The 17,410-nt window shown below is 54.1% G+C and carries 10 protein-coding genes; all 10 read left to right on the top strand.

Translation table 11 applies throughout. The features are described 5' to 3' along the window. Positions 1 to 36 precede the first annotated feature (36 nt). Positions 37 to 612, top strand: coding sequence for a phosphoribosylglycinamide formyltransferase (locus HQ37_RS05875; RefSeq protein WP_036881427.1), 576 nt, complete (start codon positions 37 to 39; stop codon positions 610 to 612). A 217-nt stretch (positions 613 to 829) separates the two neighbouring features. Next, positions 830 to 1,789, top strand: coding sequence for a thiamine pyrophosphate-dependent dehydrogenase E1 component subunit alpha (locus HQ37_RS05870; protein WP_235264644.1), 960 nt, complete (start codon positions 830 to 832; stop codon positions 1,787 to 1,789). Between the two features lie 40 nt (positions 1,790 to 1,829). Further along, positions 1,830 to 2,834, top strand: a complete 1,005-nt coding sequence (locus HQ37_RS05865) for an alpha-ketoacid dehydrogenase subunit beta (RefSeq protein WP_036881423.1) — start codon at positions 1,830 to 1,832, stop codon at positions 2,832 to 2,834. A 75-nt stretch (positions 2,835 to 2,909) separates the two neighbouring features. Further along, complete coding sequence (locus HQ37_RS05860) at positions 2,910 to 4,022, top strand: dihydrolipoamide acetyltransferase (protein WP_036881421.1); 1,113 nt, start codon at positions 2,910 to 2,912, stop codon at positions 4,020 to 4,022. A gap of 42 nt (positions 4,023 to 4,064) precedes the next feature. Then, entirely contained in the window at positions 4,065 to 5,789 is a 1,725-nt protein-coding gene (lpdA, locus tag HQ37_RS05855) for a dihydrolipoyl dehydrogenase (protein WP_036881419.1), read from the top strand. A gap of 458 nt (positions 5,790 to 6,247) precedes the next feature. Next, the gene (locus HQ37_RS05850) at positions 6,248 to 7,576 is read left to right on the top strand and encodes an alpha-L-fucosidase (RefSeq protein WP_036881417.1); all 1,329 of its coding nucleotides are present in this window, start codon (positions 6,248 to 6,250) and stop codon (positions 7,574 to 7,576) included. Beyond that, positions 7,576 to 8,325, top strand: coding sequence for a copper homeostasis protein CutC (locus HQ37_RS05845; RefSeq protein WP_036881416.1), 750 nt, complete (start codon positions 7,576 to 7,578; stop codon positions 8,323 to 8,325). Before HQ37_RS05850 ends, HQ37_RS05845 begins: the two co-directional genes overlap by 1 nt. Positions 8,326 to 8,365: 40 nt before the next feature. Further along, entirely contained in the window at positions 8,366 to 11,203 is a 2,838-nt protein-coding gene (locus HQ37_RS05840; RefSeq protein ID WP_081951786.1) for a transglutaminase domain-containing protein, read from the top strand. A 994-nt stretch (positions 11,204 to 12,197) separates the two neighbouring features. Next, a complete protein-coding gene (locus HQ37_RS05835) occupies positions 12,198 to 15,422 on the top strand; it encodes a TonB-dependent receptor (RefSeq protein WP_081951785.1) in 3,225 nt (1,074 codons plus the stop codon). Positions 15,423 to 15,446: 24 nt separating this feature from the next. Then, positions 15,447 to 17,399 (top strand): RagB/SusD family nutrient uptake outer membrane protein, encoded by a 1,953-nt coding sequence (locus tag HQ37_RS05830; protein ID WP_036881414.1) that lies wholly within the window; start codon positions 15,447 to 15,449, stop codon positions 17,397 to 17,399. Positions 17,400 to 17,410 lie beyond the last annotated feature (11 nt).

Genomic DNA, 17,410 nt, shown 5'->3' with positions numbered 1-17,410 from the left:
GAGCGAGGAGATTTGTGCACAAAGATAGTACTTTTTATGAATACAATAGCAATATTCGCCTCGGGCAGTGGTTCTAATGCCGAGGCTATTGTCTCCTACTTCTCCGAGCGTCCCGATGTCTCGGTAGGCTGCATCCTGACCAATAAGGCCGACGCTGGGGTCATCGACCGAGCCAAACGCCTGGGCATCCCCTGCTATTACTTCGACAATAGTACTATGCGAGAGGGAGAGAAGCCCCTCGCCCTGCTACGAGAGCTCGGGGTCGAGCTCATCGTCCTGGCGGGCTATCTCTGCCTCATTACCCCTGTGTACATAGAGGCCTTCCCTCAGCGCATTATCAATATCCATCCAGCTCTCCTACCTCGCTTTGGTGGTAAGGGCATGTATGGGGTGCACGTTCACCGTGCTGTTATTGCCCAGGGGGAGTCTCTTAGTGGGATCACCATCCATCTAGTAGATGAGCTCTATGACCATGGCAGGCATCTCTTACAGGCTACTTGTCCAGTCCATGCCCACGATACCCCCGAGACTTTGGCCGAGCGCATCCATCATCTCGAGCATCGCTTCTTTGCTCCTACGATAGATCATTACCTACAGAACGAGCTCCGATAGCATACCTATAGATAGGTATTTTCTCGCTCACAAGCGAGAGATCTTAAAATCTAATGCCTTTATAGAGCCTCGGTTAGATAAGGACTTGGGCTCGTATAAGGAATACATTCCTTATTAACTGGGTGATATACAGCTGTCTCCTGCGAACAATATTCGCAGGATAGTAGTTTCTTTGGAGCAAGTATATGATGTAAAACCAATCGTAGTTATGACAAAAATGAATAAGGAAGAACTCTTGAAGATGTTTCGCCAGATGGAAGACATCCGAAACTTCGACATGAAGGTCAATCAGATGGTGCGCCGAGGGCTCGTCCCAGGCATGACGCACTTCTCCGTCGGTGAGGAGGCCGCCAACGTTGGGGCGATCTCCGCCCTCTCGCCCGGCGATCTCATTACCTCTAATCACCGTGGACACGGGCAGAGCATCGCTATGGGGATCGACCTCAACGAGATGATGGCCGAGATCATGGGACGCTCCAACGGCTCTTGCAAGGGTAAGGGGGGCTCTATGCACATCGCAGACCTCGATGCAGGCAACCTTGGGGCTAACGGCATCGTCGGAGGAGGGATGGGCATCGCTATCGGGGCAGCTCTGACTCAAAAGATGAAAAACACAGGCAAGATCGTTATGTGCTGCTTCGGAGACGGGGCAACGAACGAGGGAACCTTCCACGAGACGCTCAACATGGCCTCGATCTGGAACTTACCCGTGATCTTCTACTGCATCAACAATGGCTATGGCATTTCCACCCCTATCAAGAGCGTGATGAAGGTCAAGCATGTCCATCAGCGTGCCGTAGCCTACGACATCCCAGGTCTTTTCGTTGAGGATGGCAACGATCTCCTAGCCGTGCGCAAGGTCCTCGATGAAGCAGTCGAGTACGTCCGCTCAGGCAAGGGTCCAGTGCTTGTCGAGGCTGTGAGCTATCGTTGGTTCGGCCATTCTACCAGTGACCCTGGTAAGTATCGCACCAAGGAGGAGGTAGACGCCTGGAAGGCCAAGGATCCCATCGCTCGATTTCGTGATTATCTCATCGAACAGGGTGTGGCCAAGGCTGAGGAGCTAGATGCTATCGCCGAAGCCTCGCACGAGGCCGTTGAGGAGTCAGTTAAGTACGGCATGTCAGGCCCAGAGCCCAGCCCAGAGTCAGCCTTCGAAGACGTATTCGCAGAGTAAGCTATCGATCAGTTATCAACCTAGACAAAAGAATAAAATCATGATAGAAGGACAAGAAACCAAAGTCATGTCTGTGCGTGATGCCATCATCCAAGCCATGAGCGAGGAGATGAGACGAGACGAGAATGTATTCCTCATTGGTGAGGACGTAGGGATCTATGGTGGCGACTTCGGGACCTCTGTAGGGATGCTCGAGGAGTTCGGCAAGGAGCGTGTGCGAGACACCCCTATCTCCGAGAATGCGATCTCGGGCTGTGCCGTGGGGGCTGCCCTGACTGGGATGCGCCCAATCGTAGACGTAACCTTCATGGACTTCGTGGTTTATATGATGGATAACATCGTCAATCAGGCTGCCAAGACTCGCTATATGTATGGGGGTAAGGGACAGGTACCCGTAGTCTTCCGCTGTGCTGCGGGGGCGGGGATCTGCTCAGCTGCTCAGCATTCGCAGAGCCTAGAGTCTTGGTTTTGTCATATCCCTGGCCTCAAGGTCGTAGCCCCAGGCACCCCTGCCGATGTCAAGGGAATCCTCAAGGCTGCTGTCCGAGACAATAACCCCGTGATCTTCCTCGAGTATAAGTCCGACTACAATGTCAAGGGCGAAGTGCCTGTATCCCCTGACTTCGTGCTACCGATCGGTAAGGCAGACCTCAAGCGTGTGGGTAAGGATGTTACAGTCATCACCTATGGTCGCATGCTGCGCCGCGTCCTAGAGGCGGCCGATATGGCCCGTGAGAAGGGTATCGAGGTAGAGGTCGTAGACCTGGTTACCCTCATTCCCCTCGACAAGGATGCTATCCTCGAGTCGGTGAAGAAGACGGGCCGTGTGCTCCTGGTCAATGATGCCCACAAGACTGGGGGCTTCATCGGCGAGGTGGCTGCGATGATCGCTGAGAGCGATGCCTTTGACTATCTCGACAACCGCATCCTGCGCCTAGCAGCCGAGGATGTACCCATCCCTTACAACAAGGGCCTCGAGGAGGCCATGTACCCCAGTGTGGAGCGCATCCTCAAGTACATCGAACGTCTAGCCGAGAAGCGATAAGACCGGAGCCAGAGGTTGGGCAAGGCCCACCTCTGCCCTCATATCCCTCTAAGAAATAACAAACTACTGAAGATAATGGGAAACGATAAACTAAGAGCTACACCTGCGGCTCGATCCCTGGCCCACCGCATGGGCATTGCGCTGGATCGCATCGTGGGGAGTGGCTACAAGGGGCGTATCCACCGAGAAGATGTGGCTGGATTTACTTATGACCAGCCTGGTGGGATTACCCCTTTGGCTCTCAAGATTGCCCAAGCACATGGCCTGGATGTGGAGACGATCCAGGGCACTGGGCTTCGAGGCAAGGTTACTCGCCGCGATGTGATGATGCTCATCGAGGCAGATAAGGAGATCAACCTCGAGGGCATCCTCGACTCCTTCTCGATCAAGCAGCCCTCGGCTGCGCCTAAGGTAGCTGCCTCTGCGCCCAAGGCCGAGGTGATGCCCCAGGCAGCCTCAGCTCCTAAGGCTACAACGACCTCGCCCTACGGGGCGGTCGAGATCGTACCAATGAATATGATGCGTCGGGTCATTGCCAAGCGCATGAGTGATAGCTATTTCTCCGCTCCTACCTTCGTGCTCAATTACGAGGTCGATATGGGTGAGGCCACCAAGCTGCGTGCCCAGCTGATGGAGCCTATCAAGCAGAAGACGGGCAAGAAGCTCACCGTTACTGACATCATCTCGCTAGCCGTAGTGCGTACGCTGATGAATCACCCCTATATCAATGCCTCGCTTTCGGCCGATGGCTCTCAGATCGAGCTGCATAACTACGTCAATCTAGCCATGGCAGTGGGGATGGATGAGGGGCTGCTCGTGCCTGTAGTTCATGGGGCTGAGCGGATGGGCCTCACCGAGCTGATGCTTCGCCTGAAGGATATCACCGAGCGGGCCGTGGGCAAGAAGCTCACCCCTGCCGACCAGGAGGGTAGCACCTTCACGATCTCGAACCTCGGGATGTATGGTGTGGAGAGCTTCACCTCGATCATCAACCAGCCCAACTCGGCGATCCTCTCCATTGCAGGGACGAAGGACATGCCTGTCGTGCGCAATGGAGAGGTCGTGATTCGTCCGATCATGAAGATGAGCCTGACGAGCGACCACAGGGTGATCAATGGGCTGGCCGCAGCCAAGTTTATGCAGGAGCTCAAGGCGGCCCTCGAGCAGCCCCTGCCGCTACTCGTCTAATCGAGGGCTACTGAACTAAAGAATAAGATAATATCACAAGATATGGCAACAGAAATTATCATGCCCAAGGCAGGTCTCGACATGACCGAGGGCGAGATCGTGCGCTGGATCAAGAAAGAAGGGGACAGCGTCAGCGAAGGGGAGGTGATCCTAGAGATCATGACCGACAAGACCAGCATGGAGATCGAGGCTGAGGCCTCGGGCGTGCTGCTGAAGATCCTCCACGGAGACGGCACTACGGTGCCCATCGCCGAGGTAATCGGTTACATCGGGGCGGCAGGCGAGAGCCTAGAGACGGTACGCACCAAGGAGGAGATCATGCCCGATCCGCCTGCTCCTGCACCCAGCGATACGACGGGGGCTCTGCCTCTGATCCGTCAGGAAGGCTCGTATCACCTGGTGGTGATCGGGGGTGGCCCTGCGGGCTATGTGGCTGCGATCAAGGCTGCTCAGCTTGGGGCGAAGGTCGCTATTGTGGAGAAGAATGAGTTCGGAGGGACTTGCCTCAACAAGGGCTGCATCCCCACGAAGACCTTCCTGCGCAATGCGGAGATCCTCGACGGGGTCGCTCAGGCGGCCGAGCGAGGCCTACACTTCAAGGATATGGCCTTCTCGGTGGATATGAAGAAGCTCGTCTCCTACAAGGATAGCGTGGTGAAGAAGCTCACGGGCGGCGTCTTTGCCCTACTCAAGAGCAATGGGGTAGAGGTCTTCAAGGGCGTGGCCAAGATCAATAAGGACAAGGACGTCGTGGTCGATGGCTCGAAGATTCTCAAGGCTGACAAGATTATCCTGGCGGGCGGATCCAAGGTAGCTCGTATCCCCATCCCCGGCATCGAGCACCCTGCGGTGCTGACTAGCGATGACATCCTCTCGCTACAGGAGCTCCCCGAGAGCCTCGTGGTAATCGGCGGTGGCGTGATCGGGGTCGAGATGGCCGAGGCTCTTGGCTCACTAGGCACGAAGGTTACCATCGTCGAGATGGCTGACTACATCATCCCCGCCCTCGACAAGGAGGTCTCGCAGACGTTGCGTGCCGACCTTGAGAAGCGTGGCTGCACTATCCTTACTGGGGCAGGGATCGAACGCATCGAGGATCGCTCGGGTCGCCTAGCTGCTGTGCTCAAGGACGGCCGTGTGATTGAGGCCGAGAAGGCCCTGCTCTCGATCGGACGTGTACCTGATCTAGAGGGTGTTGGTGAACTGGATCTAGAGATCGAGCGTGGACGCATCAAGGTGGACAAGTATATGGAGACCAGCGTCAAGGGGGTTTATGCCCCAGGCGATGTCAATGGCATCAAGATGCTCGCCCATACGGCCTTCCGCATGGCGGAGATCGCTGCCGAGAATGCTCTGCATGGCAACAAGCAGGAGCTTAAGCTCCTCTCTGCCCCCTCGGTGGTCTATACCCGTCCTGAGGTCGCCATGGTAGGGCTCACGGAGGATCAGGCTCGTGAGCACTATGGAGAGGTGCGTGTGGGTAAGTTCCCCTTCGTGGCCAATGGTCGTGCCCTGGCCTCTGGTGAGACGCATGGCTTCGTCAAGGTGATCCTGGACAATAAGTATGGAGAGATCCTGGGGATCCACATCATTGGTTCGATGGCGGCAGAGATGATCAGTCAGGCTTCGCTGGTGATGGAGATTGAGGCCACGGCCGAGGAGGTACTAGCTACGATCTACGGGCATCCTACCTATTCGGAGGCTCTGTATGAGGCGATCGCCGATGCCCTAGGCTTGGCCGTACACCTTCCAGCCAAGAGGAAGTAATGGGTCATGTAGCGGTGAAGTCCTTGTGGCTTCGCCGCTCTTGTTCTCTCTTGTGGGGAGGGGTTGAGGGGGAACACCCCCTCAACCCCTCCCCTCTTCGTTTTTGCTGCGGATCTCATCCCCGCTCTATCTGACCTCTCTTGCGATCCTACTTATATCTCGGTGGAGCTCCTACTTAGACCTCAAGTGCGATCCTACTTATATCTCGATGGAGATCCTACTTGGATCTCGATGGGGCATCTAGACGAGACCTCATCTCTCCTCCCATTAGGATCTCGATACAGAGGCTCGTCATGATTTCCGTCCGTGATCCTTGAGCTTAGAGCCGAGGCATGATCCACCTCCGCCCCCTCGCCCTCTCCTCGGGGGCAAGCAGCCCCTGTAGAGGACTGACCAATTGGGGGCAAAGTATTACCTTTACAGCGCAAGGACAATTATTTACCTCAAACCACAACGTTATGAACAGAATCTATTCCTTTGCGTGTGCCTGCCTGGGCCTTCTGCTGACCCTTGGCTCTTGGCAACCCGTCGCAGCGCAGCCTGGTTATCAGCCCTCGGCAGACAACCTCAAGGCTCGGGAGGCTTTCCGAGACAAAGGCTTCGGAGTCTTCCTGCATTGGGGCATCTATAGTATGTATGCCCAGGGTGAATGGTACATGCACAATGCCAACTTGGATCACGCCGAGTATGCCAAGGCGGCAGGGGGCTTCTATCCGGCCAAATTCGATGCTGCCCGCTGGGTTGCCGCCATCAAGGCCTCGGGGGCTGGGTATCTAACCATTACTTCACGCCACCATGATAGCTTCTCCCTTTGGAATACGAAGTACAGCGACTACAATATTGTCAAGGCAACACCTTTCGGCCGTGATGTCTTGGCCGAACTCAGAGATGAGTGTCGCCGTCAGGGCATAGGCTTTCATATCTATTATTCGCTCCTAGACTGGACTCGGGAGGACTATTATCCACTTGGGCGGACAGGTCGTGGCACGGGGCGCAAGCAGCACGGTAACTGGAAGAGCTACGAGGATTTCATGAACAATCAGCTCGCTGAGCTCGTCTCTATCTACGATGCCGATGCCATTTGGCTCGATGGACATTGGGATCAAGATCAGAACCCTGGCTTCGACTGGAATTATCCCCGTATGTATTCGGGCATTCACCGCCTCAAGCCCTCGTGCCTCATCGGCAACAATCACCACGAGACCCCGATCGAGGGAGAGGACTTTCAGATGTTTGAGCGTGATGTCCCAGGAGCTAATACCGCTGGTCTTTCGGGCCAGGCCATCAGCTCCCTTCCCCTCGAGACTTGCGAGACGATGAATGGGATGTGGGGCTACAAGATCATTGACCAGCGTTACAAGACGACAGCAACGCTCATTCGCCTGCTCGTAGCCAGCGCAGGGCGCAATGCCAATCTCCTGCTCAACGTAGGCCCACAGCCCGATGGAGAACTCCCTGCCGTAGCTGTCGAACGCCTCTCCGAGATGGGACAGTGGCTCAAGACCTTCGCCCCTACGGTCAAGGATGGCGTGCGTGCAGGCCTTATTCCCCCACAGGAGTGGGGCGTAACGACTCAGCGAGGTAAGACCCTCTACCTCCATATTCTAGAGTGGAAGAGCCGTATGCTCTCCATCCCCCTCGTCGAGCGAGCGAAGTCTGTCCGGGTCTTCGAGAATGGCCGTCGAGTGCCCTTCTCCCAAACGGCCCATGGGCTTACGATGACCTTCGACCAAGCCCCCAGCGAGGCCAATCCCATTGATTTTGTTGTCGAAGTAACCCTTAGGTAATGTTCCTCGTAGAGAATTGTGCCAATAGTGCCCTGAGTGCCCTCAGAGCCCAGGAGGCAGGAGCCTCGCGCATTGAGCTCTGTGCTGGGATGCCCGAGGGCGGGACGACCCCTTCGTTCGGGGAGATCAAGCTCGCTCGTGAGCTCCTCACGATCAAGCTACACGTGATCATTCGCCCCCGAGGTGGCGACTTCCTCTATGACGAGACCGAGGCTCGGATCATGCTCGAGGATATTCGCATGGCCCGAGAGCTGGGTGTCGATGGAGTCGTCATCGGCTGCCTTACCCCAGAGGGTGAGCTGGATGTACCCCTCATGCGCCGCCTCATCGAGGCGGCCGAAGGGCTTTCGGTTACCTGCCACAGGGCTTTTGACATGTGCCGAGACCGTGTCTCTGCCCTTGAGACACTTATAGAGCTGGGCTGCGATCGGGTGCTGACCTCGGGCGGGGCAGCGACTGCTCTCGAAGGGGCAGACGAGTTGGCTCGCCTTGTCGACCAAGCTCAGGGCCGCATCGTCGTCATGCCAGGCTGTGGGGTGAATGCCTCCAATATCCAAACCCTTGTGCACCGTACCCAGGCTCGAGAGTATCACCTCTCGGCTCGCTCGAGCTACCCGAGCCCTATGCGCTACAGGCACGAGGGAGTGTCAATGGGTGGGGTAGTACACCTCGACGAATACTCTCGTGAGCTGACCGACCCCGACAAGATCGCCTCCGTCCTCCACCTCCTCGCCTCTCTCGAGGAGTAAAGCCTATACCAAGAACGAAATGATCCCAAACGAATAACTTATGAATGCACGACTATTAGCCCTAATCCTAGCTATTCCCCTCGTGTCAGGGAGCTCCCTCAAGGCTCGGCCTCGAGACAAAGTCTCTCAGGGGCTAGGCCCTCTCATGCAGCGAGGTGAGGTAATGAGTGAACACTCGACCCAGCAGAGCTTTGAGCTCAAGCGCAAGGCCTTCCCCCGTGGGGATCTCTTCCGCATCTTCAAGACGGCCCAGATGAGCCAGGAGGAGCGGGATCTGATGACCTTCCTCTATGCCTATATGCCCGCCAACGATCTAGTGGATAGATCGGGGGAATACTTCCTCGAGCATGTGAGGCTCGCCCTCGAGGCTCGCCGAGAGATGCCTTGGGGGAGGCGTGTACCTGAGCGAGAGTTTCGCCACTTCGTCCTCCCCCCTCGTGTCAATAACGAGGATCTCGACTCGGCCCGCAGGGTGTTCTATCACGAGCTTCGGGATCGGGTGCGTGGCCTCTCGCTCTACGATGCTGTCCTGGAGGTCAATCATTGGTGTCACGAGCATGTGGTCTACACCCCCAGTGATGCTCGCACCTCGTCTCCGTTGGCGACTATTCGCTCGGCTTATGGTCGTTGTGGAGAGGAGTCTACTCTATTGGTCTCTGCGCTGCGCTCGGTAGGCATCCCTGCCCGACAGGTCTATACACCTCGATGGGCACACACGGATGATAATCATGCTTGGGTAGAGGCCTGGGTCGATGGTCGATGGATGTTCCTCGGAGCTTGTGAGCCTGAGCCAGTGCTGAACCTTGGCTGGTTCAATGCCCCTGTCTCTCGAGCTATGCTCGTGCATACGAAGGCCTTTGGCTATTATACAGGGCCTGAGGAGGTCATGAGCCGAACGGCCAACTATACCGAGATCAATGTGATCCGCAACTATGCGGAGGCCAGCACGATGGAGGTCAAGGTCGTAGACGAGGGCGGTCGCCCGATGGCCGGTGTGGAGGTGGAGTTTAAGCTGTACAACTATGGTGAGTTCTACAGCATCGCTCGCCTCGTGTCGGATCTCAAGGGTCGTGTGCAGCTCACGGCTGGGCATGGCGATGTCCTGCTTTGGGCCTCTGCGACCCGAGGCTCGAGGGCCGTGAAGCAAGGCTCTCAAGCACAGCAGCTCTATGCCCTAAGGCAGGTGCGCTTCGGGCGAGACACTCAGGTCGAGCTGCGCCTGGACAAGATGCTCGGCAAGGATCCTATTGCCGCTCAGCTGATCATCACGCCCCCACGTGAGCGGGCCGTCTATCCAGAGGTTACCCCTGAGATGAGGGCAGAGAATGATCGACGCATGAGACAGGAGGACTCGATCCGCAATGCCTATGTAGCTACTTTCCTTACCGAGCAAATGCCTGGGCTCGACGCACGAGGTAATTGGCGCACCCTACGCCGCTTCGTCGAGGGCGCAGCCGACCCCGAGCAGGCGAAGGCCCTACTGGGGGTGATCTCGGCCAAGGACAGGCGAGACGTCCCCCTAGAGGTGCTGACCGACCACCTCGTGCATACTCGTGTGAATAAGCTCTTGGCAGCTGAGCACTCGACCCTCGTGATGCCTTATGTGTACAATCCCCGTGTGGCTAATGAGTTGCTCACACCCTATAAGCAGGCTCTGCGTCAGGCCGTCAAGCAGGCAGGCCTTGAGGAGCGTCTCTCCCGCTCGCCTGAGGAGATCTATCGCTGGTGTCTCGAGCATTTGCACATAGATGATACGCACAATGCACTGCTCTATGCTACCTCGCCCACAGGTGTTTGGCGTAGTCGTGTGGCAGATCGCCATTCGGCTGCTATCTTCTTCGTGGCTCTAGCTCGCACGATGGGTTGGGCCGCCCGCATTGATGAGGTAACGGGTCGGGCGCAGTATTTCTCTGCTGATCGTTGGGTTAGCGTACCCCTAGGCAAGGCCGAGTGTATTCGCAAGAGCTCTGCCTCGGGACGCCTACAGCGTTATCAGGCAGGTTCTTGGGTAGATCTGCCCAAGGCTGGGGAGGGAGCAGAGCGTAACCCCGAGCAGGGTATGCTCCGCTTGGGCTATACCTCCAATGGTATCATCGACAATCCCAAGTACTATCACCAGTTTACACTCTCTCGGCTCACGGATGCTGGCCGATGGCATCTCCTGAGCTATGACACGGACGATAAGGGCCTCGAGCAGGGGGCTACTTGGTCTGGTGTCTTTGCCTCGGGGACATCGGTGGATGCTGGGCAGTACATCCTGACCTCGGGCTCCCGCCTGGCTAATGGGAGTGTGCTGGTGGATATGAAGTCCTTCTGGGTAAAGCCTCAAGAGCATAAGACCATTGAGCTCGTGATGCGCCGAGATACGGCTCAGGTAGCAGTGCTCGGTAGCTTCAATAGTGAGAGCCTCTATGAGTATTTAGGTTCGGCTACTTCGCTCATGAGTGCTGAGTCCTTGGCTCGGGCTCAAGGGGTCGATCGCTCCCTGCTCTCGACGACGGGCCGAGGTTACTATGTCCTCGGGATCCTCGGGGCTGGAGGTGAACCCACCAATCACGCCCTAAGAGACATTGCCGCCGTGAAGGAGGATCTCGAGCGATGGGGGCGTAGCCTGGTGCTCGTCTTTGCTGATGAGGCTGGGCGCAGGCGTTTCCGTCCAGAGGAATTCCCCGGTCTTCCCAGTACGGCAGTCTATGGGGTGGATCGCTCGGGTGAGCTGCTGCGCAGCCTACGAGAGGAGATGAAGCTGCCCAGTGGCAACCTGCCCGTCTTCATCATCGCTGATACCTTCAATCGCATTGTCTTCGTTTCTCAGGGCTATACGATTGGCCTGGGAGCTCAGCTGCGGCGTGTGATCGCAGCTCTTGAGGAGAAGTAATCGGGGCTTTCTACCCATTTCGGGTTGGGGGTGCGCTGGGGCTGTGGCCTCATCGTACCCCCAGTCTTTTGTCCCCCTTGTCTGATCGCCCTCTTGTGTCTCGAGCGAAAAGCTCTTGGGAGTTCAACTGAGGTCTCGTAGGAGGCTTGATCGAGGTCTCGTCTAGACGCTCCGTAAAGATCCTACTTGGATCTCTACGGAGGCTCAGATAGGATCGCAGGTGAGGCTTAAGTAGGAGCTCACTTGAGATCCTATTTGAGTCTTTTGGGTGGTGGTGTGTGGATTGTCTGGGAGGATCTCTATCTCTCGTGTGCGCACGCGCGCGTACTTTATAGATGTGGTATATAACTCTATCTCTGTCTTTCACTACTTAGTAGTTGTGTCGAGAGGTATAGTTATGCTTCTATTTGTGCTCTTGTAGAAGAATGTCCGTACACTACTTCGGGACAAAGAGGGTCTTTCTCTATGATTTTTCACCCATACTCTATCCCTCTATCCTGTGTTTTCTTTGAGCGATGCGATAAAATTTCGATTGTATGCCAAATAAAATCCCCTCCTGCTGATAAAATTTTCTCCTTAATGAATCTATTATCCTTATGGCTGTCCCTTTTTGTTTTTTTTATCCTATGAGTCCCCAATGATATAGTATAACCAAAACTGTCCTTGCCCTACTGGTGTGCTTCTTTGGTTTATTCCTTTGTTGGAGAGGTGATGTTTTTTTTATCCTCCTCTACCCTTATTTTGTTCTCCTCTTTGGTCATTCTGTGTTTTTCTTGAAGTGTATCCTTTGATTTTTCTTTATTTATGATGTATTGTCTGTGGATTGCTGTTTTGTTAATAAATTTAATTTGTCTGGCTTTAGATACGACACAGTCTGTTGTCTTATTGTGGATTAGTTATATATTTGCAGCCACGAATAGGCTCTGCCGCCCTGTTCGTGTTCTATCGAGACACTAAATAAATAGGATTGATAACTTAAATTCAACGTAGTTTCATGGCAAAACAACATTACTCAGTAGCCAGGACGACACGAGGAGTAGCCAAGACTCTTTGTGTCCTCTCTGTGCTTTCTTTGCCTCTATCGCTAGATGCTTCTAGTCGAGACGAGATCGCAAAGGAACGTACGGCCTCTGTGAGCTCACTTGCTCAGAGTAGTACGAAGAAAAACAAAATCGTGGGTGTCGTCGTGGATGGCGTTACTGGCGAGCCTCTGATCGGGGCTGCAGTCCGCATCAAGGGAACTACCCGAGGTGTTCAGACGGATTTGGACGGTAAGTTCGAGCTCGATCTGAGCCCCAAGGATGAGCTCGAGGTGAGCTTCCTCGGTTACACGTCCAAGACCATCAAGGTGGGGAATCAACGTGTGCTGCAGATCAAGCTCAGCGAAGATGCTAGCCAGCTCGGAGAGCTTGTGATATCAGCGTATGGTACGGGACAGAAGAAAGAGACTGTAACAGGTGCTATCCAAACGGTACGTCCTGGAGACCTCAAGGTGCCAGCCTCTAACCTCTCCTCTGCCTTTGCTGGGCGTGTGGGTGGTATGATCGCCTATCAGCGTAGTGGTGAGCCTGGTAGCAACAAGGCTAACTTCTTTGTGCGTGGTGCTGCTTCTATGAATGGTTTGCAGGAACCTCTGATCCTGCTCGACGGTGTAGCAGTGTCTGCTGGAGACCTCAACGCCCTCGACCCCGAAGTGATCGAGAGCTTCTCCGTGCTCAAGGACGCTTCTACTACTGCACTCTACGGTGCTCGTGGTGCTAATGGAGTACTTATCATCCAGACCAAGAGCGGTCTTGCCTCTGACCGTCCTATCATCGGTCTGCGTCTAGAGACCTACATGAACACTCCAACTAAGGTCCCCAAGACGGTCGGTGCAGTAGACTTCATGCGCCTCTACAACGAAGCCGTTGCCAACAGCTCGGCGGGTGGTGCACTGCCTTACTCTCAGGACAAGATCCAGGGTACGCTGCGTGGCGATGATCCCTATCTTTACCCCAACGTGGACTGGTACAAGGAGATGTTTAGAGACGTTACCTGGAACCAAAAAGCCAACATGAACATTCGTGGAGGTACAGAAAAGATCACCTACTTCATGAACCTGAGCGTAAACCATGAAACTGGTATGCTCAAGGGACGAAGCAAAGACTTCTTCTCTTTCGATAACAATATCGATTACATGAAGTATGCCTTCCAGAACAACATCGACTTTAACCTCTCCAAGGCCTCTAAGATTGCTCTGCACCTGAATGTGCAGCTCAATAACTATCGCGGTCCCTCGACCACAGCCAATGGCTCTGGTGGGATCAATAGTATGTTTGGTGCGATCATGGATGTGAACCCCGTAGACTTCCCCATTTTCTATCCTAAGGGTGATGATAAGTGGATCCACTGGGGAGGTGCTGTCGTAGGTTCTTCTCCTATCGCTAACCCTATGGCTGTGGCAACCTCTGGTTTCAAGGATAATTTTGAGAGCACAGTGGTGGCTAATCTGAACTTCGATCAGAAGCTAGACTTCTTGACCAAGGGACTTAGCTTCAAGGCTCTCTTCTCATTCAAGAACTGGAGTACCACGACCGTTGTGCGCCATCAGGCCTATAACAGTTACGAGCTCACAGGCGTCAAGGAGGTTGATGGGAAGAAGGTCTATGAGCAGAGCAACGTCTCTACCCTCGTGAACCCTGTGCTTGGTACAGCTACTGGCAATAACGGAGACCGTTCATATACCTTCCGTGCTAACCTCCTCTACGATCGTAGCTTCCGAGAGCATAATGTGGGAGCCCTAGCTGTTGCCGAAATCAATGAGTACAATCGCAATACTATCGGTGGGGCTAATAGTGCAGCTCAGCTAATTAACTCTCTGCCCAAGCGTCGTGTGAGCATGGCTTTCCGTGCCTCTTATGACTATGCACGCAAGTATATGCTTGAGTTTAACTTGGGTTACTCTGGTTCTGAAAACTTTGCTGCTGGACACCGCTTCGGTGTCTTCCCCTCTATCTCTGCTGGTTGGAACATCAGCCAGGAGAAGTTTTGGCAGCCCCTCAAACCCGTGATCTCTAACCTCAAGCTACGCGCCTCTTATGGTCTCGTGGGTAACGATAACATTGGTGGCGACCGCTTTGTCTACCTGCCTGTAGTTAACCTCAACCAGAACCCAAGCTTTAGAACAGGCTTCGGGTCGGCTGTAGTGGATCTTAATGGTCCTACTTTCTCTCGTTTGCGCAACGATGACATCACTTGGGAAGTGGTTACGAAGTCTAACATCGGAGCTGAGATCCAGCTCTTCAAGAGCCTCAATATCGTGGCTGAATACTTCCATGATATTCGCTCCAACATCTTCCAGCAGAAGCAGACTATCCCCAAGCTCCTGGGTGCTGACGGTACCACTATTTGGGGTAACCTTGCCAAGCAGCGCAACGAAGGCTTTGAGCTCTCGGCCGAATATGGTAAGCAGGTCAACAAGGACTTCTCTATCTCTGCCCGTGGTAACTTCACCTTCGCTCGCAACACCATGCTTGAGCTCGATGAGGCCCCCGGTACTCGCCCTGCCCTTAGCCGTATCGGTAAGAGTGTGAATATATACAGTATGTATGTAGCCGATGGCCTCTATATCGACAAGGCTGATATCGAAGCCCATGCAAAGAGCAAACTCGGTAATATCGCTATTGCTCCAGGTGACATCAAGTACGTTGACCAGCCCGACAAGGATGGGAAGTATGACGGAGCGATATCCTCTGACGACCGTGTCCTAATGGGTTATCCTCACACTCCTGAGATCGTTTATGGCTTCGGAGCTTCGGCTTCGTGGAAGCAGTTTGACTTCTCTGTCTTCTTCCAAGGTCAGGCCAATGTGTCCTTGATGATGAGCGGTTTCGCTCCTTTCGGATCACAAAACCGTCGTCAGGTACTTCAATGGATCGCTGATGACCACTGGAGTGTGGATAACCAGAATGTAAACGCTAAACACCCTCGTCTGACGCTGCTCAATAACAACCACAACATGCAGCCCTCCACCTTCTGGCTGCGTGATGCTTCCTTCCTGCGCTTCAAGAATGCAGAGGTTGGGTACAGCTTCAAGTTTGCTCGCATATATGTGAACGCAACCAATCTGCTGACCTTCTCTCCCTTCAAGCTTTGGGATCCCGAGTTGGGCGGTGGTCGTGGTATGAGCTATCCATTGCAGCGTACGATTAACTTCGGTCTGCAGATGACCCTCAAGTAATCAGCTTAAATAGAGATTATCACAATGAAAGCAATATATAAGGCACTAGCCCTTACGCTAGTACTCGTATCAGGATTTACCTCCTGTAACAGTTTCCTTGATGTGGTGCCCGATGAGCGCACCAAGGAGGAGGATACCTATGCGGACCGTGATAAGGCGATCCGTTACCTCTACTCTTGCTATGCTTACCTACCCAATGCGGCTAGTACCCCTGGTGGGCTTGACTTGTTGACTGGAGATGAGGTCGTAACTCCTTTTGAACATGAGACTTTCGCTGGATTCCCTAAGGGGAAGTACACTTCCTCCAATACGGTCATCTCATACTGGAATAGCCTCTTCCGTGGTATTCGTCAGTGCTATATGTTCCTTGATGTAATCGATAAGATCAATCCAGACGAGACGACCGAGGCTGAGAAGGCAGACTATAAGGCTCAGGTTCGCTTCCTGATCGCTTATTACCACTATGAGCTGATCCGCTCTTATGGCCCTGTAACTCTCGTAAAGGAGACCCCTAACATCAACATGAAGCCAGGTGATTATCCTGGTCGCTCTCCCTACGATGAGTGTGTTAATTGGGTCGTGGAGCAGTTCGACGAAGCTGCTAAGGGGCTGCCCGCTCGCCGAGATGGTACGGGAGATACGAATCGTCCTCTCTCTGAGCGTAAGCACTTTGGTCTAGCTACCTCTACTGCTGCTAAGGCCTTCAAAGCCAAGCTCCTCGTTTACGCTGCTTCGCCTCTCTTCAATGGTAACCCCATGTATGCTGACTTCAAAGATAAGGAAGGAAATCAGCTCATGCCCATGAGCTATGACCCTCAGAAGTGGGTAAGAGCCAAGGTGGCTGTTAAGGAGGCCATCGATGCTGCCGAAGCTGCTGGCTATGCCCTCTACATGACCGACGACTGGAAGATCGCTGACAATAAGTGGCCCCTTAAGGGCCCTGAGCGTCGTGTGCGCACCCTGCTTGTAGACTGGGATACTCCTCACACTGAGGTGATCTTCGCCGACACTCGTGGCCCTGGCTTCTATGACGTGCCCTTCAAGTCTACCCCTCGCTCTGGAGACCAGGCTGAGGCTGGATCTACGGGTATCTGTCCTACTTGGGCAATGCTCAATCGCTTCTACACCAAGAATGGACTTCCTTGGGATGAAGACCCCGAATTCAAGAACCTCGACAAGTTTGAGATTGTAGCCATTGGGGATGAATATGCAGACCAGGCTGTTAAGGGTAAGAAGACGATACGCTTCAACCTCGATCGTGAGCCTCGTTTCCGTGCATGGATTGCCTTCCAGGGAGGTTACTATGAGATCAAGGCTCTCAATGACCAGGTGTATAACCCTGCTAGAGGGTATCGTAACCCAGGAGAGAATGGTCGAGTGATTATGGACTTCACCTTTAGAGGCAATCAGGGTCGTCAGGCTCATGGGACCTCTCCTAGACCTAATAACTATACTCCTGGTGGCTACCTCAACAAGAAGGCTTGCTCTCCTGCCATCGTTAAGGACAGAGAGTACCCTCCCCATGAGCGATTCCCTTGGTCTGTAATGCGCTTGGCTGATCTCTATCTCCTCTATGCTGAGGCTGCTGTAGAGACCAACGAGCTTGGCGAGGCTAAGAGCTACCTCAATCGTGTGCGTACTCGTGCAGGTATTCCTACTGTAGAGGATTCTTGGGCTCTAGCTGGTGTAGCCCTTGACCAGAACAAGCTTCGTCAGATCGTGCGCCAGGAGCGTCAGGTCGAGTTCTATCTTGAGAACCAGAACTTCTGGGATATGCGTCGTTGGCTTTTGGCTGGGGATGCCTTTGATAAGAAGCCCGAAGGTATGAATATCCTTGGTGTAACGGAAGATGAATTCTTCAAGCTCACCACAATCGATGTGGAGCGTGCGTTCGACAAGAAGGCTCACTACCTCTTGCCTATCCCTCTGGAGGATATTAATAAGGTGCCTAAGCTTGTAAATAACCCTGGTTACTAATTTAGCTCTCG

It is taken from the genome of Porphyromonas sp. COT-239 OH1446, from assembly GCF_000768875.1.
Taxonomy (GTDB): domain Bacteria; phylum Bacteroidota; class Bacteroidia; order Bacteroidales; family Porphyromonadaceae; genus Porphyromonas.
This window is presented reverse-complemented; position numbering and strand designations above follow the sequence as displayed.

What these genes read in the sequence shown, in the direction of transcription:
- HQ37_RS05875 (WP_036881427.1), top strand. Translation starts at nt 37, where the DNA reads ATGAATACAATAGCAATATTCGCCTCGGGCAGTGGTTCTAATGCCGAG.
- lpdA (WP_036881419.1), top strand. Translation starts at nt 4,065, where the DNA reads ATGGCAACAGAAATTATCATGCCCAAGGCAGGTCTCGACATGACCGAG.
- HQ37_RS05870 (WP_235264644.1), top strand. Translation starts at nt 830, where the DNA reads ATGAATAAGGAAGAACTCTTGAAGATGTTTCGCCAGATGGAAGACATC.
- HQ37_RS05860 (WP_036881421.1), top strand. Translation starts at nt 2,910, where the DNA reads ATGGGAAACGATAAACTAAGAGCTACACCTGCGGCTCGATCCCTGGCC.
- HQ37_RS05850 (WP_036881417.1), top strand. Translation starts at nt 6,248, where the DNA reads ATGAACAGAATCTATTCCTTTGCGTGTGCCTGCCTGGGCCTTCTGCTG.
- HQ37_RS05835 (WP_081951785.1), top strand. Translation starts at nt 12,198, where the DNA reads ATGGCAAAACAACATTACTCAGTAGCCAGGACGACACGAGGAGTAGCC.
- HQ37_RS05830 (WP_036881414.1), top strand. Translation starts at nt 15,447, where the DNA reads ATGAAAGCAATATATAAGGCACTAGCCCTTACGCTAGTACTCGTATCA.
- HQ37_RS05840 (WP_081951786.1), top strand. Translation starts at nt 8,366, where the DNA reads ATGAATGCACGACTATTAGCCCTAATCCTAGCTATTCCCCTCGTGTCA.
- HQ37_RS05845 (WP_036881416.1), top strand. Translation starts at nt 7,576, where the DNA reads ATGTTCCTCGTAGAGAATTGTGCCAATAGTGCCCTGAGTGCCCTCAGA.
- HQ37_RS05865 (WP_036881423.1), top strand. Translation starts at nt 1,830, where the DNA reads ATGATAGAAGGACAAGAAACCAAAGTCATGTCTGTGCGTGATGCCATC.